We start from the raw sequence: 26394 nt of genomic DNA, 5'->3' as shown, positions 1-26394 counted from the left end.
GGCGTCAGTCGGCGCGCGGCCTGGTCGCGAATACCTCGAATATTTCGGTTCCGATCAACCGTGGGTCCTGCTGGACTTGCACCGACATGCCGTACTGGTCGAACAGTTCGCGGACTTCTCGCACGCGGTTCTCGATGTCGTGGATCTCGGCGACCACGGCATGAATACGTCGCCAGTCCGTGTCGGTGATGCCGCGCAAGACATCCAACTCCGCGCGCTCGACATCGACTTTGAGCAGGCCGATCTCCCGGTCGCGGCAGTGTTCGTCGAGTATGGCCGAGACGGTGGTGACCTCGACCTCCAACGGCACGCCGTCGTGCAGCCCCTTGGTGATGAGCGCGATGGCCTTGTCGTCGAGGCCACAGTTGCGCAAATAGATCCGGGTGGCTTGGTCGTCCGCCTCGCGGTCGGCGAAGAAGCCGGAGTTCGCCGAAGCGCGCGGGTACCAGGTGAACGCCCGCGTACCCGGGGTGGCGCCGACCGCCGACTCCAGGGGGATCCCGGCCGGGACATGCGCTGCGATGTTGCGCTCGAGGCAGCGATAGGTCATCGGCACGGGCTCGACGGCGACGACCTGGACCCCGGGGCAGACGTCGGCGAACATCATCGCGGTCAGGCCGATATTCGCGCCGATGTCCACGGCGATATCGCCGGGTCGAAGGCGTTCGGCTGCCCGCCGGTAGAACCCGCGTGCCGACGTCGTCTCGCCCCACAACATGTGGGCCTCGGCCGGGCTGGTGCAGGTCACCGTTCTGCCGTCGTCGAGCCGCAGTTGCTGCAAAGGTGTGGTCAGCATCGTTCCATGAACCTTTCCAGGACGGGGCCGATGAGGGCCAGGGCATGCGGATGGCTCAGCTCGAGGTGGCGGGCGTCGACGACGACGTTGTGCACCTCTCCGCTGACGTAGGGCCGCCACGTGTGGACGAGCCCGTCGTGGTCAGGATGGTCTTTCCCGGCGGTGAAGAACACCAGGTCGCCGTCGAACACGTCCGGCCGGTGCGCGGCGGAGATCTGGCTCGCGGTCCGGAAGCTCTCCATCACCCGATCGGTCTGCTCGGCGCTGAACAGGCCGGTCGCGACTATCTGTTCGCGGATGATGCTCCACGCCTGTTCATGGCTGCTCGCCAGCACGTCGTCGTCGAGGCCGAACAGCTCTCGCCAGCCACCGAGCAGATCGCCCATCAGCTGTCCCGGTGCCTGTCCGTCGGTCGGCGGCGCCGAGTGCCGGCCCGCGTCGGCCGCGCAGTCGAGCAGGGCCAGTAGGCCGACCGAGTCGCCGTCGCGCTGCAAGCGGACCGCCATGGCGTGCGCGATCTGCCCACCCAACGACCAGCCGAGCAGGTGGTACGGACCCGTCGGTTGCACGCGGCGAATCTCGGCCACATACCGGTCGGCCAATTCGACGACCGACCGCGCATCCGGCTCGCCGGATACGACGTGGGGATCCTGCAACCCGAACACCGGGCGATCCGGATGCAGATGTTCGACGAGGCCACCGTAGAACCATGCAAGACCGCCCGCCGGGTGCACGGCGAAGACCGCCGGTCCCGCTCCGCCGCCACGCAGCGCGAGCAGCACCTGCTGCCCGGAGTCGCCGTCCGCGTCGTCGGCTCGGCGCGCCAAGGCTTTCGGCGTGGCATCCTCGAACATCCAGGGCAACTCGATGGTCACCCCGCGAGCACTCGACTCGGCCACCGCCATCGTGGCCAGCAGCGAATTGCCGCCCAAATCGAAGAACCCGTCGGTCACCCCGACCCGCGGCGTCCCGAGGACCTGCGCGTACACCTCGGTGAGCACCTTCTCGGTGTGCGTGCGCGGCGCGACGTACCGCTGGGCCGATCCCTCGAAGTCGGGCGCGGGCAACGCTTTCCGATCCAGCTTGCCGTTGACCGTCAGTGGCAGATCGGGCAGGACCATGACCACCGACGGCACCATGTAACTGGTCAGCACTTCGGCGGCGCCCGCGCGGACCTGCCCCGGATCGGGCCGCTGCCCGTCGCTGCCGACGACGTAGCCGACCAGCTGATCCACTTCGCGCTCGTGGCGGTGCACCGCCACGGCGGCCCGCGACACCGCCGGATGGCGCAGGAGTGCCGACTCCACCTCGCCCAGTTCGATCCGGTACCCGCGCAACTGCACCTGCGCGTCGGTCCGGCCGAGGTAGGTCAATTCGAGTCCTTCGGTGGTCTCGTGCCAGCGCCCGACATCGCCGGTGCGGTACAACCGGCCGCCGTGTGTATCGAAGGGATTCGCCACGAAGCGGCTCGCCGTCGATGCGGGCGCTCGCAGGTAACCGCGCGCGAGTTGCCCTCCGGCAACATAGATTTCGCCACGGACGCCGACTGGCACCGGTTGCAGCCGGTCGTCGAGCACATACACCCGCAGCCCAGGCAGCGGCGTGCCGATCCCCGCGGCGTCCGGACCGTCGACCTCGGCGAAGGTCACGTGCACGGTCGTCTCGGTGATCCCGTACATGTTGACCAGTCGCGGCGATCCGGGCCGGTGTGCGGCGAACCACTCGGTCAACCGCGCCGGATCCAATGCCTCGCCACCGAAGACGACATAGCGCAACGCGAGATCGCCGCAGCCGCTACCGGATTCGCGGTAGCGACGCTCGGCGTCGACGAATCCGTAGAACGCCGACGGTGTTTGGCTCACCACCGTGACGCGCTCCCGCGCCACCAGTTCCACGAACGCCTCCGGCGACCGTGATGTGGCGTAGTCGGCGACGACAACGCGGCCGCCGCTCAGCAGCGCGCCCCACATCTCCCACACCGCGAAATCGAAGGCGTAGGAATGGAACAGCGTCCACACGTCGTCGGCGCGCAGGTCGAATCGCTCGGCCGCGTGGGTGAACAGGGTGACAGCTTCGCGATGGCTGACGGCCACCCCCTTCGGCGTACCGGTCGACCCGGAGGTGTAGATCACGTAGGCGACGTTATCCGGCCGCGCTGCCGCGGGTAGCGGTCGGTCCGAGACCAGGTCTGGGGTCTCTTCGACCAGGATCGTCGGTGCCGCGTATTCCGGTACGTCCCTCGCAGACTCGGCCGAAGTCAATATCGCGGCCGGACGCGCGTCATCGAGGATGAACCGCAAGCGCTGCGGTGGGTTGGCCGTATCCAGCGGCAGATATCCCGCTCCCGCGCGCACCACCGCGAGCAGCCCGACGACCAGATCGAGGGAGCGCGGCAATGCCACCGCCACCAGGGTTTCCGGGCCGACACCGTGCTCGGCGAGCCGAGTCGCGAGCCGAGTCGCGCGCCGATCCAACTCCGCATAGCTCATCTGCGACACGCCGTCGGTGGCCGCGATCGCATCGGGCTGGGCCGAGACCTTGGCGGTGAACAGTTCGGCCAGAGTCACTTCCGCGACCGGGCCGCCGTCGACTCCGGAGGCCGCGAGCACTTCGCGGCGCTGGTCGGGGTCGACGATGTCGATATCGCCCACCGCCACAGCCGGATTCGTGGTCGCCTGCTCGAGGATTCGGCGGAACGCGCGCGCGAAACGAGACATCGTCTGCTCGACGAACAGATCGGCGGCGAAGGTCAAGCGGCAGGCCATGCCGCTCGGTGCGCCCCCGGCGTCGAACTGTTCGACGAGTTTGACGTTCAGATCCGCGCGGGCCTGGTCGAAGCCCGCTTCGATCGGCTCGACCGTGAGCCCCGCCAGTTCCAACGCGGCCGCGCTGAGATCCTGGACGTCGAGGGTCACCTGATACAGCGGCATGTGCGCGGTCGACCTTCGCGGATTCAACACCTCCACGACCTGCTCGAACGGCACGTCGGCGTGCGCGAACGCGGCCAGATCCGTCTCGCGAGTGGCGGCGAGCAACTCCTCGAACGGCTGCCGGGCCGACACCCGGGAACGCAGTACCAGCGTGTTGACGAACATCCCGATCAGCTCGTCGAGTTCGCGATCGCCACGACCGGACACCGGGGTGCCGATCGCCACGTCGTCCACGCCGGCCAACCGTGCCAGCAGTACGTTCAACGCGGTGTGCAGGACCATGAACACCGTGGCGTTGTGCGCGCGTGCGAGCGCGCCGATGCGGACATGCAAGTCGGCGGACAGGTCGAAGTCCACCGTGCTGGCGCGCATGGACGCCACCGGTGGCCGCGGCAGATCGGTCGGCAGCTCGAGCAGTTCGGGCAGCCCCGCGAGGTTGTCGGTCCAGAATCGCAGCTGCCTGGAGACCAGCGACTCCGGATCGTGGTCGTCACCGAGCACCTCGCGCTGCCACAACGCGTAGTCCGGGTACTGGATCCGCAATGGTGGCCAGTTCGGTTGCCTACCTTGCCGACTCGCCTCGTAGGCCACTGCCACATCCCGTGCCAGCGGCATCATCGACTGACCGTCGGCGCAGATGTGGTGCACGCAGATCACCAACGTGTGATCGCGTTCGTCGATGGCGAACAGTTCGGCTCGTATCGGCGGCGCCTCGGTCACATCGAAGCCCGCGGAGACCACCGCAGCAGCCCGTTCGAGCACCTGCCGTTCGTCGACCCGGATCGGGTTCAGCGCGGGCACCACCTCGGCGGCGTCGACCACGACCTGCCCTGGCATCGCGTCGATCAGCGGGAATTTGGTGCGCAACGACTCGTGGCGGTCGATGACCAGCGCGCATGCCTGCCGCAACGCATCGATGTCTAGTTCACCGCGCAACCGGATCACCAGCGGAATGTTGTAGCCGCCGACCGAGGTGTCGAACTGGTTGAGGAACCACATCCGCTGCTGAGCCGGGGACAGTGGCACTCGCGCTGGGCGGGGGCGCGGTGCCAGCGGTACCGCGGTTCGGCGCTCGGCTTCGCCGAGGTGCGCGGCCAGTTCGGCGACGGTCGGTGCGTCGAAGAGGTCGCGGATACCGAGGCTCACCTCGAGTGCCGTGCGCAATCGCGCGACCGCCCGCGTCGCCGAGAGCGAATTGCCACCGAGGTCGAAGAAGCTGTCGGTCGCGCCCACCGCGTCGATACCGAGGACTTCGCCGAAGACCTCCGCGATGCGCTGTTCGGTCTCGGTGCGCGGGGCGATCCGTTCCCGTGCGTCCGGGAACCGCGGTGCGGGCAGTTTCGCCCGATCGAGCTTGCCGGTCGCGGTGAGCGGGAGCTCGGTCAGCGGCACGAGCAGGTCGGGCACCATGTGCGCGGGCAGGTGCTGTCGGGCCGCGGCCTTGACGGCGCTCGCATCGATGCCGCTGTCGCCGACCAGATAGCCGACGAGCCGGTCGGTGCCGCTCGCATCGGTGCGCGGCACGACCGCCGCGCGGTCGACGCCGGGATACTCGGACAGTACGGCTTCGATCTCGCCGAGTTCGATGCGTTGACCGCGGATCTTGACCTGGAAATCGCGGCGGCCGAGATACTCCACGGTGTGGTCGGCTCGCCAGCGGGCCAGATCGCCGGTGCGGTACATGCGCGCGCCCGGGGCGCCGAACGGATTCGCCACGAACGACCCGGCGGTGGCGCCGGGGCGGTTCAGGTACCCGCGGGCCAACTGGATGCCCGCGAGGTACAACTCGCCGACCACCCCGACCGGTACCGGCCGCAGCCACCGATCGAGGACGACGGCCTCGACACCGCGAATCGGTGCACCGATCGTCACCACATCACCGGGAAGCAAGGCGTCGTCGATCACGGCCAGCATCGTGGTTTCGGTCGGTCCGTATCCGTTCGACAACCGCCTGCCCGGCGCCCACACCGAGACCAACTCCGGTGTCACCGCCTCGCCTCCCGCCATCAGCACACGCAACGAATCCATCCCGGCAGGCGTCATGGTGGCCAGCACACTCGGGGTGAGGAACGTATGCGAAACCTGTTGCGTGCGAATGAGATCGGCCAACTCGTCCCCGGCGAACACGTCCGGTTCCGCGACTACCAGCGCTGCGCCGCTGGTGTGTGCGAGCAGAACTTCGAGCAACATCGCATCGAAACCGACACTCGCGGCATGCAGCACACGCGACCGGGCATCCACACCGAAGCGATCACGCACGACCGCGGCGAAATTCGCCAGCCCCGCGTGGGGCACCTCGACGCCCTTCGGAAGCCCGGTGGACCCCGAGGTATAGATCACATACGCCGTGTCCTGTATCCGTGGCGTCCGCAAGCGCTCGGAATCGGTAATGGCCGCCGCGGATTTCGCCGCGATGGCGGCCTCGGTGTCCGGATCGTCGAGGACCAGCGGGCGCACCGTGTCGGGAAGCAGATCCCGCGACGCCGTGACGGTGAGCGCGACTCGCACGCGGGCGTCCGCGATCAGATGTGCGACGCGCTCTGCCGGATTGCGCGGATCGATCGGCAGGAACGCCGCACCCGTTTTGGTCACCGCCCACAGGCCTGTCACGAACTCGGTCGACCGCCCCAGCGCCAGCGCGACCCGTTCGCCAGGACAGGCGCCCCACTCGATCAATTGCCGCGCCAGCTGGTTCGACCGGGCGTCCAACTCGGCGTAGGGCATCGTGCGCTGACCCGAAAGTAGCGCTGCCGCATTGGGATTCACCTGCGCGCCGGCGGCGAACAACTCGGCGGCGAGCTGCGGCGCCGCCGGACTGCCGCCCGTGGCGGGCACCAACTCCCGTCGCTCGGCTGCCGACAGCAGATCCACCGAATCCAGCCGCGCGAAGGGATCGGCCGCGATCGCGCGCAGCACGATGTCGAACCGGGCGGCGAGACCGGATGCCGTCTCGTCGTCGATGCGATCCGGCTGGTAGCGCAGGCGCACCCGCAGGGTGTCGGTGTGGTGTGCCTGCACGGTGATCGGGTAGTGCGCGGCGTCACGGCCCTCCGCCGCGATCACTCGCATCCCGTCGATCTCGGCGTCGCCGAGTCCACTGCTGTCGACCGGGTAGGACTCGAACACGACGAGGGTGTCGAACAGTGCGACGGCATCCACAGCCGCCAGGATCTGCGGCAGTTCGAGATAGTGGTGGTCGACCAGCCGGGTGTTGTCGGCCTGCAGCAGGGTCAGCGTTTCGGCGATGGTCCGGTCCCGGCGCACGTCGACGGCGACCGGAATCGTGTTGATGAGAAGACCGATCATCGACTCGACCCCTGGCACGTCGGCGGGACGGCCGGACACTGTCGTGCCGAACACCACGGTGTCGGTGTCGAGCAAGTCGCTCACCACCACTGCCCACGCGAACTGCACGAGTGTCGCCATCGTGACCGAGTGCGCGCGGGCGAAGTCCGCCAACTCCGCGGCCGTATCGTGATCGAGATCGATCGTCAGATCGGTCGGGATGGTCGCGGATGTCTCGGTGTGCGCACCGGCGATCAGTGTCGGCTCGGTGACATGGCGGAGCGCGTCTCGCCAGACCTCGATGCTCGCGGTGCGATCGCGGCGGCCGAGCCATTCCAGGTAGTCACGGTAGGACGCGGCAGCGGGCAGCGACTGCGGCTGCGCGTCCACGGCGTACAACCCGATGAGCTCACGCCACAGCAGCGGCAACGACCAGCCGTCGAGCAGCAGGTGATGCGCGGTCACCAACAGCCGGAACTCGTGCGGGCGCACCGTGATCAGCAGGAACCGCAGCAGCGGGGGATCGGCCGGATCGAATCCGGTGGCCCGCTCCGCGTCGATCACCTGCTGCGGGTCCACCGCGTCCCCGGACAGCGTGACGCTGCGCCACGACACCACCGGATCCGTAGGAATCACTTGCACCGCAACACCTTCCGCGGTGCGCGCGAAGGCGGCCCGAAGGTTGGGGTGGCGGGTGAGCAGAGCCCGCGCGGCGCGCTCGAGCCGGTTCTCGTCGACCGTGCCGGTCAGGGTGAGCGCCGATTGCGCGAGATAGACGTCGATCCCGCCCGCGGCGATCTCGGCGTGGAACAGCAGCCCCGCCTGCAGCGGCGCCAATGGCCATACCTCGCTCAGTGGTCCGTACCGGTCGGCGAACTCGTCCAGTTCACGCTGGGTGAGGTCGACGAGCGGAACATCGGCCCGCGACAGCCCCCAATCCTCGCTCGCCATGGCCGCGATCGCGGTCATGGCGCCGACCCATTCGTCGGTGAGTTCGGCCACGTCGTCGTGGTCGAGCAGCCGTGCGGCGTAGCCGACGTAGGCCGAAAGCCGCGGCCCGGCAGCGCCGTCGACGACGTTCACATCGATCGTGAGCACCGCCGTCGCGGGCATACCCGGATCGAAGGCGGCTCGGCGGTCGAAGGGTTCGTCGGTGGGTACCCACGGCAGATCCGACAGTGTCGCGAGATCGACGCCGACCCGGCCGAGATAGTTGAAACTGATCTGCGGTTCGGGCAGCGCGGCGAGCCGGTCGACCGTGCCGGGGTTCGCATAGCGCAGCAGGCCGTAGCCGATGCCCTTGTCCGGGATGGTGCGAAGCTGGTCCTTGACCGATTTCACCACCGCGCGCAGGTCCGCCGGATCGATGCCGCTCGAGTCGAGCACGACGGGATATCGGCTGGTGAACCAGCCGACGGTGCGCGAGATGTCGGCGCCAGCGGCGAGCTGCTCCTCGCGGCCGTGGCCTTCCAGCAGGACCTTCATGCCCGCGTGCGCGTCGCCGCGACGGCTACGCCAGCGAGTCAGCGCCACGGTGAGCGCGGCCAGCATCACCTCCTCGACGCTGCCGCGCACGGCGCGGGGCACCTCGTCGAGCAACGGCGCGCTCACCTCGACAGGGAGCGACACCGTCAGCCCGCGCACGGTCGCCTGCGTATCGCGCGCGGGATCCAGCTCCGCACGACCGAGGAGCGGATCCGGTGCCGAAGCGATCCGCTGCCAGAGCTCGAGTTCCCCGGCTCGCTCGGCCGCCGCGGCGGTCAAGGCGTGCGCCCACCGACGCAGGGAGGTGCCCGGTGCCACCAGCTCGACCGCCCGCCCCCGAACGATCTGCTGCCAGGCGGTCACGAAGTCGGGCAGCAGGATTCGCCACGACACCGCGTCGACGGCCAGGTGATGGATCACGATCAGTGCCCGGCCCTCGGCATCCACACCGGATTCGGGCAGCAGGCATACGACGTGTATCAGCCTGCCGGCCGCCGGATCGAGCCGGTCGTAGGCCGAAGCGGCCGCCGCTTCCACCACGGCGGTGAAACCGGCGCTGCCCGGAGCCTCGTCGGCGCCGAAGGTGCGCACCGAGACCGAACCGGTGGCGTCGGCGGCGCTCGGCGGCGGCACCTCCCAGCGTTGCCCATCGAGCCGTGACCGCAGTGCGTCGTGGAGTTCGATGATCACCCGCACGGTCGAGACCACGTCATCGATACGCGCGTCACGCGGCAGACGTACCAGCATCGACTGCGCGAATCGAGCCGGTGCGCCTAGTTGCTCGACGAACCAGGACACGATCGGCGTCCGCGGAATATCGCCCACTCCACCGCCGGGCAGCTCGACGAGACTGGCCCGTTCGGCGGCCTGCGCGACCCGCGCCAGCCCGCGAACCGTCTTGTGCTCGAAGATATCCCGGGCCGTCACGGTGATCCCCGCCGACTTCAGGCGCGCGGCCAGCTGAATCGACATGATGGAGTCGCCGCCGAGCGCGAAGAAGGAGGTCGTCGCGCCCACCGTGGACACGCCGAGGACGTCGGCGAAGGCGTCGGCAATGGTGCGTTCCAGATGGTTCGACGCGGCGACGGCGGCGTCTTCGGTGGTCTGGAACACCGGCTCGGGCAATGCTTCCCGATCCACCTTGCCGGACGAGGTGAGCGGCAGGTGATCGAGTACGGCGATCGTCGCGGGCACCATGTGTGCGGGCAGGACGGCGGCCACGTGATCGAGCACCGCGCTCGGTTCGACGACCGCCGCGGGTTCGGCCGTGACGTACGCGGCAAGCACCGGGTGCCCACCCGGGCCTCGGCGACTCACGGTGACCGCGGTCGCGACCGCCGGATGGGTCAGCAACGCGGCGTCGATCTCGCCCAGCTCGACGCGCTGGCCGCGAATCTTGATCTGGAAATCGAGGCGGCCGACGTACTGCAGCGTGCCGTGCGCGGTCCAGCGGACGATGTCGCCGGTCCGGTACATCCGCGAACCTGGCGCACCGTACGGGTTCGCCACGAACGAGGATGCCGTTGTCCCAGGCCGATTCAGATAGCCGCGGGCCAGCGCGGCTCCGGAGAAGTACAGTTCCCCTGGCACTCCGATCGGCACCGGTCGCAGTCGCGCGTCCAGTACCACCGCCTCGGCACCGCGAATCGGTCCGCCGATGGTGAGAACCTCACCCGGTCGCACCGGGTCGCTCATCGTGATCACGATCGTCGTCTCGGTCGGGCCGTAGATGTGGTGCAGCCGCCGCCCTGTCGCCCAGGCGGCGAGCAGATCCGGCGCCACCTTTTCGCCGCCGACCGCAAGCATCCGCACCGAATCCACCTCGCCGGGCGACATCGTCGCCAGCACACTCGGTGTCAGGAACGCGTGCGTCACCCGATGGGTCCGGATCAGTTCGGCCATGGCAGGGCCGCCGAGCACCTCCGGCGGCGACACCACCAACGCCGCACCAGCCGCGTGCGCCATCAAGGCTTCGAGCAGTACCGCGTCGAATGCTGGTGCCGCGGCTTGCAGCACGCGCGACGTGGCCGTCACCTGATACCGCTCACATTGCTCGGCCGCGAAGGCCGCCAGCCCCTCGTGGGTGACCATCACACCCTTCGGTGTGCCGGTCGACCCCGACGTGTAGATCACGTATGCCGTATCCCTGATCCGAAGCGGGCGAGGGCGATTCGCGTCCGACACGGCGTGGCTGGGGCGCGCGGCGATCTCGGCGGCGGTGCCCGGGTCGTCGAGCACCAACCAGCGGACGCCATCCGGCAGCGACGGCCGCGCCGCCGCGACGGTGACGCCGACCTCGGCACCGGAATCGTCCAGCAGATAGGCGATCCGCTCCGGCGGATAACGCAGGTCCACCGGCACGAACGTGGCCCCGGTCTTCGTGATCGCCCACATCGCGACGTGGTAGTCGGCCGACCGCGGCACGACAAGTGCGGCACACATGCCTGGCCCAACGCCCTGGGAAAGCAGCTGCGCCGCAAGCTGATTGGCGCGGTGGTCGAGCTCGCCGTAGCTGAGCGTGCGGGTGCCGTCTATCAGTGCGATCGCCTCGGGAGACGTCGCCACGGCCGAGGCAAGCAGATCGGGCAGCAGACGCGGCGCTGGGGCCGCACCGCCGCGCGCGGGGAGCAGCCGTTCGGCCTCCACGGCGCCGATCAGCGACATACCGCCTATCGGCCGGGTCGGATCGGCGACGACCGCGTCCAGTACACGCACGAACCGCTCGGCCAGCGCCGCCGCCGAAGACTCCACGAAAAGATCTGTCGCATAGACGATTTCACCATCGAGCCCGGCCGGTCGAGTACCGTCGAGGCGCTCGGTCAGCAACACCGTGAGGTCGGTCTTGGCTTGGGCGACATGGGGATCGAGCAGTTCGACATCGACGTCGGACAGCTGGAACCGGGCAGCGGCGGTGTTCTGCAACCCGAACAGCACCTGATACAGCGGCGTGTACGCCGTCGACCGTGGCCGGTCGAGCACATCGACCAATCGCTCGTAGGGTAGATCCGCGTGCGCGAGCGCCTCGAGGTCGATGCCGCGCAGCTCGGCCACCAGCTGCCGGAACGACCGGTCGTCGCGGACGGGCGTGCGCAGCACCACCGTGTTGACGAACATGCCGACGAGGTCCTCCAGCGCCGGGATGCCCCGGCCCGCGACCGGTGTACCGATCGACACGTCGTCGGTGTGCGCGGTGCGCGCCAGCACGATCGCGAGGGCGGCGTGCAGCACCATGAAGACGGTGACGCCCTCGCGACGGGCCAGCCCAACGACCTCCTCGTGCAGCCGCTGCGGGATGTCGAAGCGGACACTGCCGCCGACCATCGACATGGTCGCGGGCCGAGGGTGGTCGGTCGGCAGGTCGAGCACCTCGGGGGCGTCGGCGAGAGTGTCGATCCAATAGGGGATCTGCCGGGCGATCATCGATGACGGATCGTCCTCGGCGCCGAGGACCTCCCGCTGCCACAGCGCGTAGTCGGCGTACTGAACCGGCAGGGGTTTCCATTGCGGCGCCGCGCCTTTCACCCGCGCACGGTAGGCGGCGAAGATATCGCGCGCCAACGGTGCCATCGACGCGCCGTCGGCAGCGATGTGATGGACGACGAGCACGAGGACATGCGTGTCGGGGCCTGTTCGATACAGCCGTGCTCGCAGGGGCACGGTGTGCGCGACGTCGAAGCCCATCTCGACGGTCTGCCGTATCCGCTCGGCCAGCATGGTCTCGTCGGCGACCGGCTCCGGATCCAGGGCCGCGCCGTCGACCACGTCCACCACATCCCGCACGACCTGACACGGCTCGCCGCCGACGGCCGGATACACCGTCCGCAACGGTTCGTGCCGAGCCACCACGTCGCCGAATGCCGCGCGCAGCGCCTCGGTGTCGAGCGCGCCGGTCAACCGGGCCGTGAAGCTGATGTTGTAGGCCGCCGAGGCGGTGTCGAACTGGTTGACGAACCACAGCCTGCGTTGCGCCATGGCCAGCGGGACAGTCGCCGGGCGCGGCTTGGGTTCGAGCGGAATCAGCGCCGTCCGCGGCCGCTGCGCCAGCCGTGCCGCCAAGCCGGCGATCGTCGGTTCCGCGAAGATGTCGCGGATGCCGACTTCGACACCGAGCGCCGTCTCGGCCCGCGTGGCGATCCGAACGGCCGACAGGGAGTCCACACCGATGTCGAAAAGGTTCGCCAGCACGCTCACCTGCTCGCTACCAGTGACCGTGGCGACGATATCGGCAAGTGCCGCTTCGCTTTCGGTGCGTGCGGGGACGAATTCCGCGCCGTCGTCGAAGGTGGGTGCGGGCAAGGCGGCGCGGTCGAGTTTGCCGTTCGCGCTGAGCGGCATGGCGTCGAGCACCTCGACGTGGGCAGGCACCAGATACGACGGCAGCAGATGTGCGAGCTGCTCGCGGAGCGTGCGCCCATCGGTCACCGCCGCGGGCGCCAGCGTCACGTAGGCGACGATGCGTTCGGAGGTCGCCACGGCCACGGCACGGGCCACCTCCGGCAGCGCGCACGCCGCGGCTTCGATATCGCCCGGTTCCACTCGCTGACCGCGCACCTTCACCTGAAAATCGCTGCGGCCCAGGAATTCCAGCTCGCCGCCGCGCGTCCACCGCACCAGGTCACCCGTGCGGTACATCCGCTCCCCGGGCGCCCCGAGCGGGTGCGCGACGAAGGCCGCGCAGGTGAGGTCGGCGCGCGCGTGATATCCGCGCGCCACCTGCACACCCGAGACATACAGATCGCCGACGACACCGACGGGTACCGGTCGCAGCCGCTTGTCGAGCACGTAGACCCGCATGCCCGCCACGGGCGCGCCGATCGGGACCGTCGCCGTCCGCGCACCCGGCAGACAGCGCGCGGCCGTGACCACCTCAGCCTCGGCAGGGCCGTACCAGTTCACCACCTCGGCCTCGGGGAATACGCGCAGCGCGGCGTCGACCGTGTGCTGTGCCAGCGCCTCACCGGCGACGAAAATTCGTCGGATGGAGGGGAATTCGGCATCGCCATGGGATTCGAGCAGGACCTCGAGCATCGACGGCACGAAGTGCACCGTGCTGACGTCGCGGCTCGCGATCAGGCCTGCGAGGTAGGCCGGGTCCCGGTGCCCGCCGGGTTCGGCCATCTCGATCCGCGCACCGACCTGCAACGGCCAGAACAACTCCCACACGGCGATGTCGAAGGTGATCGGCGTCTTGTGCAGCACCGTATCGGAGGCCGTGTGCGGCCACTGCTGCTGCGCCCAGGCCAATTGGCTCATGGTCGCGGCGTGTGTCAGGGACACACCTTTGGGTACGCCGGTGGAGCCGGAGGTGAACAGTACGTACGCCACGTTGTCCGGCCGCAGCGGCGCGAGCCGTTCCGCGTCCGTGATCGGGGCGCCGGACACGTCGGGCATCTCGAGTCGATCGAGGCGAACGGAGTCGAATCCGGCGGGCAGGCCGTGGTCGTCCGCCGAGGTGGTGAGCACCAGCAGCGGGCGTGCCGTGCCCAGCACACCGGCGATGCGGCTAGTCGGTTGGTCCGGGTCTATCGGCAGGAAGGCAGCGCCCGCTTCGACCACGGCGTACAGCGCGGTGACCAGCTCGACCGAACGCCGAACACAGACCGCCACAATGGTTTCCGGTCCTGCGCCGCGGGAGATGAGCCACCTCGCCAACCGGTTGACGCGGTCGACGAACTCCCGGTAGGACAGCGCCTCGCCGTCCGGAAGCCGAATCGCCGGGGCATCGGGGGTGCGTTCGACCTGGTCGGTGAAGGCGTCGACCAGGGTCCGGCCCGTCGAGGCGGGGTCGCCGGTGTCGTTCCAGTGGTCGAGCACCAGCTGCCGCTCGCCGGCATCGAGCAGATCGATATCGCCGACCGGCGAATCGGGGTCGGTCGCGAGACCATCGAGCAAGCGCACGAACCGATCGGCGAAACGCTGCGCGGAGTCGGCATCGAACAGGTCGGTGGCGTAGGTCAGGCGCAGCGTCATGCCGATCGGCTCGTTGTCGGGCCCGTGCTCTTCCGTCATCATCAGCAGCAGGTCGTATATCGCGGCGCTGTCACCCGGGTCGATGGTCTCGATGGTGAGACCGGGAAGTTCCACGTGCGCCCGCGCCATGTTCTGGTAGGCGAGCATCACCTGGAACAACGGCGCGTGTGCCGTCGACCGTGCCGGATTCAGCGCCTCGACCAGTTGCTCGAACGGCGCGGTGGCGTGATCGAAATCCTCGATGTCGTTGTGCCGCACCGTATCCAGCAGTTCGACGCAGGTCCGCTCTAGCCCGACACGGGTGCGCAGCACCAAGGTGTTGACCAACATCCCGACGAGATGGTCGAGCGCGCGGTGGCCGCGACCAGCGTGCGGCACGCCGATCGTGATGTCGTCGCTGCCGGACAGCCGCGACAGCAGCACCGCGAGTGCGGTGTGCACCACCATGAACATCGTGGCTTTGGCCCGCTGGGCCAATGCCTCCACCCGGCCGTGCAACTCGGCCGAGATCTCGACCCGCAGCACCGCGCCGCGGTGGGTCTGCTCGACCGGGCGCGGCCGATCGGTCGGCAGCTCGAGCAGTTCCGGGATACCCGCCAATCGGGTTCGCCAGTAGGCGATATCGCGGAACACGGGCGAGTCCGTGGTGTCGGGCGCACCGAGCACCTCGCGCTGCCACAGGGCGTAATCGGCGAATTGGACGGTGAGTGGCGCCCAATCCGGGAGGTTTCCACTGGTTCGTGCCCGATACGCGGTCACGATGTCGGTCGCCAGCGGCGCCACCGAATAGCCGTCACAACTGATGTGGTGCACGGCCACCGCGACCACCCAGGCCGTATCCGACAGCTGATACAGCGTGACCCGAACCGGCACGCCCTTCGAAACATCGAACCCGGGGCTAGAGAACGCCGCCAGCCGGTTTTCCAGCTCGCTCTCCGCGATCCGCCGCGGGGTCAGATCCCAGCTCGCCACGACGTCGGCCGCGTCGAGCACCACCTGCGTTGGCGTGCCGTCGACGGGCGGATACATGGTCCGCAAGCTCTCGTGACGGGCGACCACATCCCCGACGGCGGCGGCGAGCGCATCGACATCGAGCGTGCCCTCGAGCCGAATAGCCAGCGGCACAATGTAACCGGGCATAGCCGGATCGAACTGATTGAGGAACCACATTCGGGCCTGCGCCGTCGACAACGGCACGCGCGCTGGTCTCGGCTTCGGCGTCGGGGCGGGCAGCGCGGGCACACCACGCAGCTGTGCGATCCGTTCGGCCAACTCGGCGACGGTGGGTGCCTCGAAGATCGTCCGGACCGGCACGGTCGCATCCACGACGGCCCCGAGCCTGCTCAGCGCGCGCGTGGCCACCAGCGAATTCCCGCCGAGGTCGAAGAAGTCGTCGTCCGCGCCGACCGTGGGCAGGCCGAGCAGTTCGGCGAAGACCTCGGCCACGGCCTGTTCCACCAGCGAACGCGGCGCCCGGTAGCCGGCCTCGCGGTCGCTCGGCTCCGGTTCGGGCAAGGCCCGATAGTCGACCTTGCCGTTGGCCGTCAGTGGCACGGCGTCGATCCGGACGATCGCCGAAGGCACCATGTAAGCAGGCAGTCGCTCCAGCAGGAAGCGTCGAATTTGTTTGGCGTCCAGGGCTTCCTGGGTGACCACATAGGCGACCAGGCGTTGCTCGTCGCGGCCGGGATGGACCCGGGCGACGGCCGCGCCGACCTGTTCGTGCGCGAGCAGGGCGGCCTCGATATCGCCCAGTTCGATGCGCAGTCCGCGAATCTTGACTTGGTCGTCGGCGCGGCCGACGTAGCGCAGTGTGCCGTCCTTGCCCCAGTGAACCAGGTCGCCGGTGCGGTACAGGCGGGTTCCGTCGGCGCCGTCGAACGGGTCGGCGATGAACGTCGCCGCCGTCAGCCCTGGGCGCCGGTGGTATCCGCGGGCCAGCTGGACGCCGCCGAGATACAGCTCGCCGGTCACGCCCGGCGGCACCGGATGCAGTCGCGAATCCAGCACGTGAACGGTCACATTCGGCTCGGGAGTACCGATCGGAACGGCGGCGCCGTCCACCCCGTCGATCCCGTCGACGTGGTACGCGGTGACGCTGACCGCGGCTTCGGTGGGCCCGTACAGATTCTCGATGCCCGCGTTGCTGACCTCTCGCAATCGCCTGACGGTTTCGGCGGGCAGCGCTTCGCCGATGCACAGCACTCGCCGCAGATCCGAGAAGTCGCGGCCGTCGGCCGTCTCCCGGAACACCGAGAGCAGCGACGGCACGAAATCGGCTGTCGTCACGTGATGTTCGGCGATCAGCCGGGCCACCGCGTGTGGATCACCGCTGCCGTCGGGTCCCGCGACAACCAACGTCGCGCCGGATACCAAGGGGCTGAACAACTCCCACACCGACAGATCGAAGGTGACGGGAGTGCGCAACAGCATGACGTCGTCGCCGAGGTGGTAGTGCTCACGCAGCCAGCGCAGCTGATTGACCACCGCGACATGCGCTATCGCCACCCCCTTCGGTACGCCGGTCGAACCGGAGGTGTAGATGACATAGGCCAGATTCTCTGGTCGCAGCGGCCCGAGCCGGTCGGCGTCGGTCAACGGCGACGGATCCTCGTGTGCGGCATCGAGATCCGCGAGCGTCCATACCGGAACGTGATCGGGCAGATTCGCGTCGTCGCCGGGACGGGTGACCACCGCCCTCGGCCGCGCCGCGGTCAGCACGGCGCGCACGCGATCGCGCGGATGGTCCTGGTCGAGGGGCAGGTACGCCGCGCCTGCCGCGTGGATGGCATACAGCGTGATCAGCAGATCGACCGAGCGCCGCATTGCCACGGCCACAATGGTTTCCGGGCCGATACCGCGTGCGACCAACGCGCGAGCCAGCGCGTTCACCCGCCCCGCGAACTCACGATAGCTGAGCCGCGCGCCGCTTTCGGCGTCGAGCACGGCGGTGCTGTCCGGAGTCGCGGCGGCTTGTTCGGCGAACAGCTCCGCGACTGTCGTCGACGGCAGTGGGGTCCTGCGCCCGGTCTCTCGCCCGACGAGCTCATACGCTTCCTGGGCGGTCAGCAGCTCGACGTCGCCGATCGGCCTGCCGGGATCGGCGACCATCGCCCGCAGCAGCAGCACGAATCGTTCGAACATGGCGGTGATCGTCGCCTCGTCGAAAAGATCCGTCGCGTAACCGAATTCGACGGCCATCTCGCCCGGCTCACCGGCGTGCGCCGCCATGTCGACGAGGTTGAGATGCAGATCGTATTTGGCCACGCTCGGATCGGCGGCCCGCGCCGACACCGTCATGCCCTCGAATTCCACGGTGGGAATCTCGATGTTGTGGAACGAGAATCCGACCTGTGTCAACGGCGCGTGCGCCGTGGTGCGAGGCGGATTCAGCACCTCGACGATCCGCTCGAACGGAATGTCGGCGTGGTCGAAGGCTGCCAGATCCCTCGCCCGCACCTGCTCCAGGACCTGGAGGAAGGACGCGCCGGGCTCGATGTGGGTGCGTAGCACAAGGGTGTTGACGAACATGCCGATCAGGCGCTCGAGTCCCGGCTCGGTCCGACCGGCTATCGGCGTGCCGACCGCGATGTCGCCGGTTCCGCACAGCCGGGACAGCAGGGCGGCATACGCGGCGTGCAGCACCATGAAGACGGTCACGTCGTGGCTACGGGCCAGCGCGACTATGTCGCGACCGAGGTCGGCGGGCAGCGTCGCCGACACCGTCGCGCCGCGGAACGATTGCCGAGCCGGGCGCGGGCGGTCGGTGGGCAGGTCGAGCACTTCGGGCAGATCGGCCAGTGTCGTGCGCCAATATTCGATCTGGGTGGCGGCGGGGGAGTTCGGCTCGTCTTCGGTGCCGAGCCATTCGCGGTGCCACAGCGCGTAATCGGCGTACTGCACGGGTAACGGTGGCCACTGCGGCGGCCGCTGCCGCAGGCGGGCGTTGTAGGCGGTCACCAGGTCCGCGGCCAGCGGTGCGAGCGATGATCCGTCGAAGCTGATGTGATGGACGATCAGGACCAGCGTGTGCTGCTCGCAGGTCGTGCGCAGCAACGTGATTCGGAACGGCACCTCGCGGGTGACGTCGAAGCCGGCCTCGGCGGCCGCGGCGATGTGCGCCTCGACGTCGTCGGCCGCCACCTCGATCGGCTCGAGCACGGACATCTCGGCCCGAACCGGCACGATCAGCTGGTGCGGTCCCTCGTCACTGTCCGGATAGATAGTGCGCAGCGCTTCGTGGCGGTCGAGCACATCGGCGACCGCCGCGCGCAGGGCGCGCACGTCGAGTGGTCCCGACATGTCCACGACCAGCGCGATGTTGTACAGCGCCGAGCTCGTGTCGAACTGATTGAGGAACCACATCCGAGCCTGGGCGGGGGAGAGCGGAATCCGCGTCGGTCGCTCCCGCGCGACCAGCGCTTCTCGCCCGGGTGCATCGATGGCTTGCAGAGTCTGCGCGAATTCCGCGAGGGTCGACGCGTCGAAGACGGTGTGCAGCGGAACGTCGACGCCGAACACGGCGCTCAACCGCGCCGCCAGCCGCGTCGCCGACAGCGAGTTGCCGCCGAGGTCGAAGAAGTTGTCGAGCACGCCGACGCGATCGAGGCCGAGCACGGCGGCGCACACATCGGCGACGATCTGCTCGGCCGCGTCTCGAGGCGCGACGAATTCGGTCTCGGTGGTGAATATCGGCGCGGGCAACGCCGCGCGGTCGGCCTTGCCCACCGACGTCAGTGGCAGCGCGTCGAGGATTGTCAGCGCGTCCGGAACCATATGCGACGGCAGGTGTTGTGCGGTGTGGGCCCGCAACTGCGCGGCGTCGACGGCATCGGCTGCCGGCGTGACGTAGGCAGCGAGTTTCGGCCCGCTCTCCGTCGCCACGCTTACCGCCACCGCTGTCGCCACGGTCGGATGCCCGGCGAGAACGGCTTCGATCTCGCCGAGTTCGATGCGCTGGCCGCGGATCTTCACCTGGAAGTCGGTGCGCCCGAGGTATTCCAGCGTGTGCTCGGGCGTCCAGCGGGCGAGGTCACCGGTACGGTACATGCGGGAACCGGGCTTGCCGAACGGATCGGCCACGAACGCCGAAGCGGTCTCCGCTGGCCGATCGAGGTAGCCGCGAGCGAGGTGAATGCCGCAGATGTACAGCTGTCCCGTCACCCCGACCGGCGCAGGCTGCAGATTCTCGTCCAATACCAGGGCCGCGACGCCGCGAATCGGGCCACCGATCGTGACGCGGGCATCGGCGCGCAGCGGGTCGCTGATCGCGACCATGATCGTGGTCTCGGTGGGCCCGTAACCATTGAACAACCGACGGCCGGGGCTCCACGCCGCCGCCACCTCCGCTGACACCGCCTCGCCACCGGCCACCAGATCCCGCAAGGAGTCCGTACCGTCGGGAGACATGGTCGCGAGCACGCTGGGTGTGATGAAAGCATGCGAAACCCGCTGCGTATGAATCCATTCCGCCAACCGGTCTCCGGCGAAGACATCCGGCGGCGACACCACGAGCGCGGCGCCGTTCGGATGGGCCATCAGCAGCTCCAGGACCAGCGCGTCGAAGCCAGGAGCCGCCACCTGCAACACCCGTGCGGAACTGTCGATCCGATAGCGTTGTCGTTGTTCGGCAGCGAAATTCGCCAAGCCGGCGTGCGTCACGGCGACGCCCTTCGGCTCACCGGTCGACCCCGACGTGTACACCACGTACGCCGAGTTCGAGACCCGGCAGGGCCGGATTCGATCGGCATCGGTCACGGCGTCGGAAGATCGCGAGGCGATGCGGATCTCGCTGTCCGGATCGTCCAGCAGCAACCGGGGTACCGTGGGAGGCAACAGATCCCGGGTGGCTTGCGTCGCGAGCACCACCCGCGCCTTCGCGACCATGAGCGCGACACGCTCGGCGGGATTGCGCGGATCCACTGGCACGAATGCCGCACCGGCCTTCACCGTCGCCCAGATCCCGACCACGAGGTCCGCCGACCGCCCCAGTACCAACGCGACCTGGTCTTCCGGACCGATCTCCCACTCGATCAACAACCGAGCGATCCGATTCGACCGGACACCCAATTCCCCATACGTCATGGTGCGTTCCGCGGCCACGATCGCCACGGCGTCCGGATTCTCGACCGTCAGTAACTCCGCAAGCACCCGCGGCTGCTCGGCAGCGCCGCCCGACGCGGGCACCAGCGCGGCTCGCTCACGCGCCGACAGCACGTCGACCACACCGACGCACTCCTCCGGATTCGACACGACCGACGCGAGGAACCGATTCAGTCGCCCGGCGAAATCCTCTATGGTCGTCCGATCGAACAGGTCCGTGGCGAAGTTGATCCGCAGGCCGAGATCACCTGCGGCGCTCGAGTTCTCGGCGACGGTGACGATGAGATCGACCTTCGCCGGTTGCGGTCCCGGTTCCAGGATCTCCACGGTGAGCTCGGGCAGCTCCAGACGCGGGTGGTCCATGTTGTCGAAGGCCAGGTACACCGAGCACAGCGGGTCGCGCGCCGCCGACGGCATCGCGTCGACCACCTCCGCGACACGCTCGTAGGGCAGGTCGCTGTGGGCGAAGCCGGCGAGATCGATGTCTTTGACCCGGGTCAGAAACCTGGCGAACGATTCGTTGCCGCGGATCCGGGTGCGCAGCGGGACAGTATTGACGAACATGCCGATCAGCGGTTCCAGCGCGCGCTCACCCCGGCCCGCGACCGGCGTCCCGACAGTGATGTCCGCCGAGCCCGACAGCCGGGCGAGCACCGCCGCGACCGCGGCGTGGACGACCATGAATCTGGTGGCGTTCGCCGCGCGCGCCAACTGCTCGATCCCGACGCGTGTCTCGGCCGGGATCACGGTGTCGACGACATCGGCGAGCATGGATCGGCGAGCCGGGCGCCGACGGTCGGCTGGCAGTTCGAGCGGTCCCGCCATTCCCGCCAATTGTGTGGTCCAATAGCGAAGTTGGCGTGCCGCGAGCGAGTCCGGATCGTTTTCATCGCCGAGCACGTCGCGGTGCCAGATGCTGTAGTCGGCGTATTGCACACTCAGCGGTTCCCAGTCCGGTGCGTATCCCTGCGACCGCGCTCGGTAGGCGGCCGCGAAATCTGCTGCCAGCGGTGGCAGCGACGAGCCGTCGCAGCAGATGTGATGCAGGACGACGACCAAGGTGTGTCGTCGATGGTCGGTGGATGCGAACAGCGCGATCCGGATCGGCGGACGTCGGCGCACGTCGGTGCCGATCGCGGCCAACTCCCGGATTCGGTGCTCCAGCTCGTCCGGCTCGATGACTCGCGGGGTCGGATCGAGGTCGGCGGCGACCTGCTCGGCGGGCAGAATCACCTGCGTCCCTTGACCATTCACTGCCGGGTACACGGTGCGCAGGGATTCGTGTCGTCGCAGCAGGTCGGTCAGTGCCGAACGTAGCGCCGTGGCGTCGAGCTGTCCGGTCAGCCGCAACACCAGCGGAATATTGTAGGCCGCCGAGGTCGGATCCACCTGATTGATCAGCCAGATTCGATTCTGGGCAGGCGCCAGCGGGATCGGCTCGACGCGTGGCTGTGCCCGCAGGGCGGGGCGGCTGTAGTGCTGCCCGCCGTCGATATGGGCGGCGAGTCGGGCGGCGGTGGGATTGCCGAACAGGTCGCGCACCGACAGCTCGCAGCGGGTCAGTTCGGCGATCCGCACCGTGGCGCTGGTCGCGGTGAGCGAATTTCCGCCCAGTTCGAAGAAGTCGTCCAGCACACCGATCCGCGTGATACCGAGAACTTCGCCGAAGACCTCGGTGATGGTCTTCTCCACGACGGTGCTCGGCGCGACGTACGCCGCGACCGAATCGATGACCGGCTCGGGCAGCGCCCGATAGTCCACTTTGCCGTTGACGGTCAATGGCAACGCCGGCAAGACCACGATGTGTGCGGGGACCATGTACTCCGGCAGCAACGACCCGACGTGCGCGCGCAACGCCTCGGGTTCGACGACCGCTTCGTCGGCGGGCACGACATAGGCGACCAGCCGAGCCGCTTCCGTCCCCGGCAGGTGCACGATGACCACCGCCGCCGCGACCGCACTGTGGCTCAGCAGCGCACCGCGGATCTCGTCCAGCTCGATCCGGAATCCGCGCAGCTGCACCTGCTGGTCGGCACGGCCGCGATATTCCAACTCGCCCTTCGCGTTTCGGCGAGCGATGTCGCCGCTGCGATACAGCCGCTCGCCCGGGCGGCCGAACGGATCGGCGACGAAGCGTCCCGCGGTCAATCCGGGGCGGTCGTGATAGCCGCGGGCGAGTTGACCGCCCGCGACATAGATCTGTCCCCAGGCGCCGAGTGGCACCGGGCGCAGGTGCTCGTCGAGAATGTAGACGCGCAACCCCGGCAGCGGCTGTCCGATCGTGCTCGGCGCGCCAGGCACGGCGACATCCGGTGTCAGCTCCAGATAGGTGACGAAGACGGTGGTTTCGGTGATGCCGTAGCTGTTGGCCAGCACGGGCAGATTCGGATTCCGCCCGTACCAGGTGGCCAAGCCGGCCGGATCGAGCGCTTCGCCGGAGAGCACGACCAGCCGCAGCCCGAGCGCACCGTCGGGCTCGCCCGCATCCGCGTAGCGCGCCCGGGCGGTGACGAATTGATCGAAGGCCGAGGGGGTTTGACTGAAGACGCTCACCCGTTCGCGGGCTATCAGCCGCACCACGTCGTCCGGCGAACGCGTGGTCGGGCTGTCCACCACGACAACGCGACCGCCGGTTGTCAGAGCGCCGAAGATCTCCCACACCGAATAGTCGAAGGCGAATGAATGGAACAGCGTCCAGACATCGTCGCGGCGGATTCCGATATCGGCACACGCGTTGGTCAAGTAGGTGGCCACCGCGCGATGGGTGATCGGCACACCTTTCGGCCGCCCCGTCGACCCGGAGGTGTAGATGACGTAGGCGATGTTGTCCGGACGCAGCGGGCGGATGCGATCGGCGTCGGTGATCGGATCCGCGTTCTCGACTTCCCGGTCGTCGTCGAACAGCACCACTCGGCCCGGATCTCCAGGCACCCGCTCGCGCAGACTCCGCTTTGTCACGACCGCGACCGGATCGGCGTCGCTGAGCACGTAGTCGAGTCGATCGACCGGGTGCGCGAGATCCAGCGGCAGATATCCGGCGCCCGACTTCAACACGGCCAACGCCACGACGATCAGGTCGGCATCGCGCGGCATCGCGATCGCCACCAGCGATTCGGGCCCGGCGCCGCGGGCGATCAGCGTGCGGGCGAGCCGGTTCGAACGCTCGTCCAGCTCGCGGTAGGTGAGGGCGGTCGTGCCCGCCGTGACGGCGACCGAGGACGGGGTAGCCGCGGCCTGCCGGGTCAGCATGTCGACGAGCGTCGCGCTGGTCGCCACGCCGTCGCGGCCCGCGAGGTCACCGAGGATGCGTTGGCGCTCCGCGGAATCGGCGAGGGCGATGTCGACCACGGGGGTGTCGACGGGCGCGGCGATCATGTGCGCGAGGAAGTCGACGAATCGGCTGGTGTGCAGGTCGAGTTCGTCCTGGCTGTACAGGTTGGCGTTGCCGTGCAATTCGATGAGCAGGGGCCCATCGGCTCCGGAGCGGTAGAGGTTCAGCTGTAGATCGTCCAGTGCACCGGAGGTCAGGGCGCGGTAGCGGCCCACCGCCGAACCGAGGCGGATCTCGGAATCGAAGAACAGGATGTTGACGATCGGGCCGAACGAGGTCGCGGCCGAGTCCAACGCGTCGGAATCGCGGCGAAGATCCTCGAAGCGGTAGAGCTGATGACGCATCGCCAGGACGAACTCGGACACCGACGCGCGAATCAACCCTTCCACGGTGGTCGTCGCGTCCACGGTGAATCGGATCGGCACCATGTTCGCCAACATCGCGGCGGCGTTGCGCAGGCGCATGGTCACCCGTCCGGTCACCGGCAGTGACAGGACGACGTCGTCGGTGTCGGTCATGCGGGCCAGGAAGGCGGCGAAGGCGGCTCCGAGCACCTGTGCGGGCGAGGCATCCAGATCCTCGGCGAAACGGTCGAGCCCGGCGGTCAGCTGTGACGGCAGTCGCCGGCCGGCAAAACGGTCGTCCTCGCTCCATTTGGCGGTGCGACCGGACAAGCTCGTGGCCGGCGGCAGATCGGCGACCTTGTCGAGCCAGTACGCCTTGTCCTTGTCGAATCGGGTGCCGGCGCGGTACTCCTGCTCCATCGCGATGATGTCGGCCAGCCGGGCCGCCACCAGCCGGGCAGGCGGCCTACCCTCGAGCATCGCGTTGTAGTGCTCGGCCACCCGGTTCAAAAGGTTGAACGCGCCGTAACCATCGATCACCAGGTGGTGGGCGCGCGCGTACCACAGATACCGGTCCTCGCCCAGCTGGATCAGGCGTGTCACGGCGAGCCGGTCCCTGGCCAGATCGGTGACCTTGGTGTTGTAGTCCCGCCGCATCCATTCCATCGCCGCCGCATAGGGGTCGTCTTCGGCGCTGAGGTCGAGTATCGGATCGTCGTAAACGATGCTGCGATCGACGAATTGATAGGGATGACCGCCTGATTCGACAACACGGGCCACGAGCGACTCGGTCTCGTGGCCTGCGACGTTTACCGCCTCGGTGAACGTGGGGTAGTCTATCGGTCCCTCGATCTCGACGTAGTGCGCGATATTGACGTTCGGGCCGCCCGGCAGGTTGTTAGCGAGCCACATTCCGTACTGCGCCCTTGTAAGCGCAATCAGATCCGGATCTCGGTCTGCGGGCGTGGCTGAATTCGAACTCATCGTCTAACCCCTCCTCGAATTCCGGACACGAGAACAGGCACAACAAATTCCCGCTCGTGACCGGTATTTCCGAACGTGCAGATGCGCTTCGATATGAACTTCACCTACAGTGCGAATGGCAGCACGGATCCGCAGCCGCTCCTCGACGGGATACGGCTTCAGGCGTCGGCGCCTTACAAAGTTATTTCGACCCCCTGTCCCCCGACCCTTTCTCCAACAACTTTTGACGACGGTACGACGATGCCACCGCTAGACCGCCCGTTTCGACCGAAAACGCCTGCCCGCGCGTGTCGTTGCGGATCTCGTCAAGCGTGTCGAACTACGTACGTTTTGTCTGAATTCGAGTGCGATTCGTGTTGTCGACCAGGCCGATCCTCATGCCGGACCCGGTCGCTCCGAAGTTCGACTCGGGCCCGCTCGGCTGCCGCTTCGAACATAATTATGCCCCTTCGTTCGTTCGAAAAGACAACATGCTCACAACGTCCCCGCGCCGGTATGGTGCAGGAAACCTGCTGCGGCCGCGGTGTAGGAAACCCGCTGCACCGTACGTTTTAATGCTACTGAATACCTGGTTAAATGTCTCGCGCTCCCTGTGAATCGATCGGTCGACCGAATGCCCGCGGAGCGGTGAACGGTGGGCGGGCGCGAGTCGAACACCGGCGCGTCGAAGTCGGTGAAAGACGAGGTATTTCGGCTGTCCCTTTACCGGCGAGACGGTGGAGTGCGGTCATGCGCGTGGCTTCCCGGCCGATCGGCCGCCGCGCCCGCCTCCTAGGGTGAACCGTCGATCGAGACCCGGCTCTGCGGGCTCGCTCGCGCTCCTGGGACCGGCTGCACCCAGGCCGACCCAGCGCTCGTCCTGGGCCGCCCGCGAAACCCGCTGTCCCACTGCGGCCGACCGGTGAGCCCAGCCGTCTACACCCGCGCTTCCCGTCACGTGGTTCACCGACTCGCGCACGCCCGTGCTCTATCACCCCTTCCCGTCGGCGAAGCGGTGCCGCCGGGCTCCGAGCCACTGCGTGCGGCCTCGATTCTGCGCAGCGGAAGAACGCGCGTAGCATCCTGCGTCTGGATGAGGGGTTCCGGAACAGCGGCGGTTACGTCCTGTCTGGTTTGCGTTGCTTTCCCGATTCGTCAGGGGACGGTCGGTCGGTTCAATGAGTTGGG

General features: G+C 68.3%; 2 protein-coding genes. Both read right to left on the bottom strand.

Annotated features, from left to right (window positions below; genetic code table 11):
- Positions 1 to 4: 4 nt before the first annotated feature.
- Positions 5 to 796, bottom strand: coding sequence for an FkbM family methyltransferase (locus CRP45_RS06440; protein WP_097244184.1), 792 nt, complete (start codon positions 794 to 796; stop codon positions 5 to 7).
- Positions 790 to 25227 (bottom strand): non-ribosomal peptide synthetase, encoded by a 24438-nt coding sequence (locus CRP45_RS06435; RefSeq protein ID WP_097244183.1) that lies wholly within the window; start codon positions 25225 to 25227, stop codon positions 790 to 792. The genes CRP45_RS06440 and CRP45_RS06435 overlap by 7 nt, the downstream gene beginning before the upstream one ends.
- Positions 25228 to 26394 lie beyond the last annotated feature (1167 nt).

It is taken from the genome of Nocardia amikacinitolerans (genome assembly GCF_900215415.1).
GTDB classification, from domain to species: Bacteria; Actinomycetota; Actinomycetes; order Mycobacteriales; family Mycobacteriaceae; genus Nocardia; species Nocardia amikacinitolerans.
Note: the sequence above shows the minus strand (reverse complement) of the source record. Positions and strands in the feature narration are given on the sequence as shown.

Coding starts and splice junctions, on each gene's coding strand:
- CRP45_RS06440 (WP_097244184.1), bottom strand. CDS start 796: ATGCTGACCACACCTTTGCAGCAACTGCGGCTCGACGACGGCAGAACG.
- CRP45_RS06435 (WP_097244183.1), bottom strand. CDS start 25,227: ATGAGTTCGAATTCAGCCACGCCCGCAGACCGAGATCCGGATCTGATT.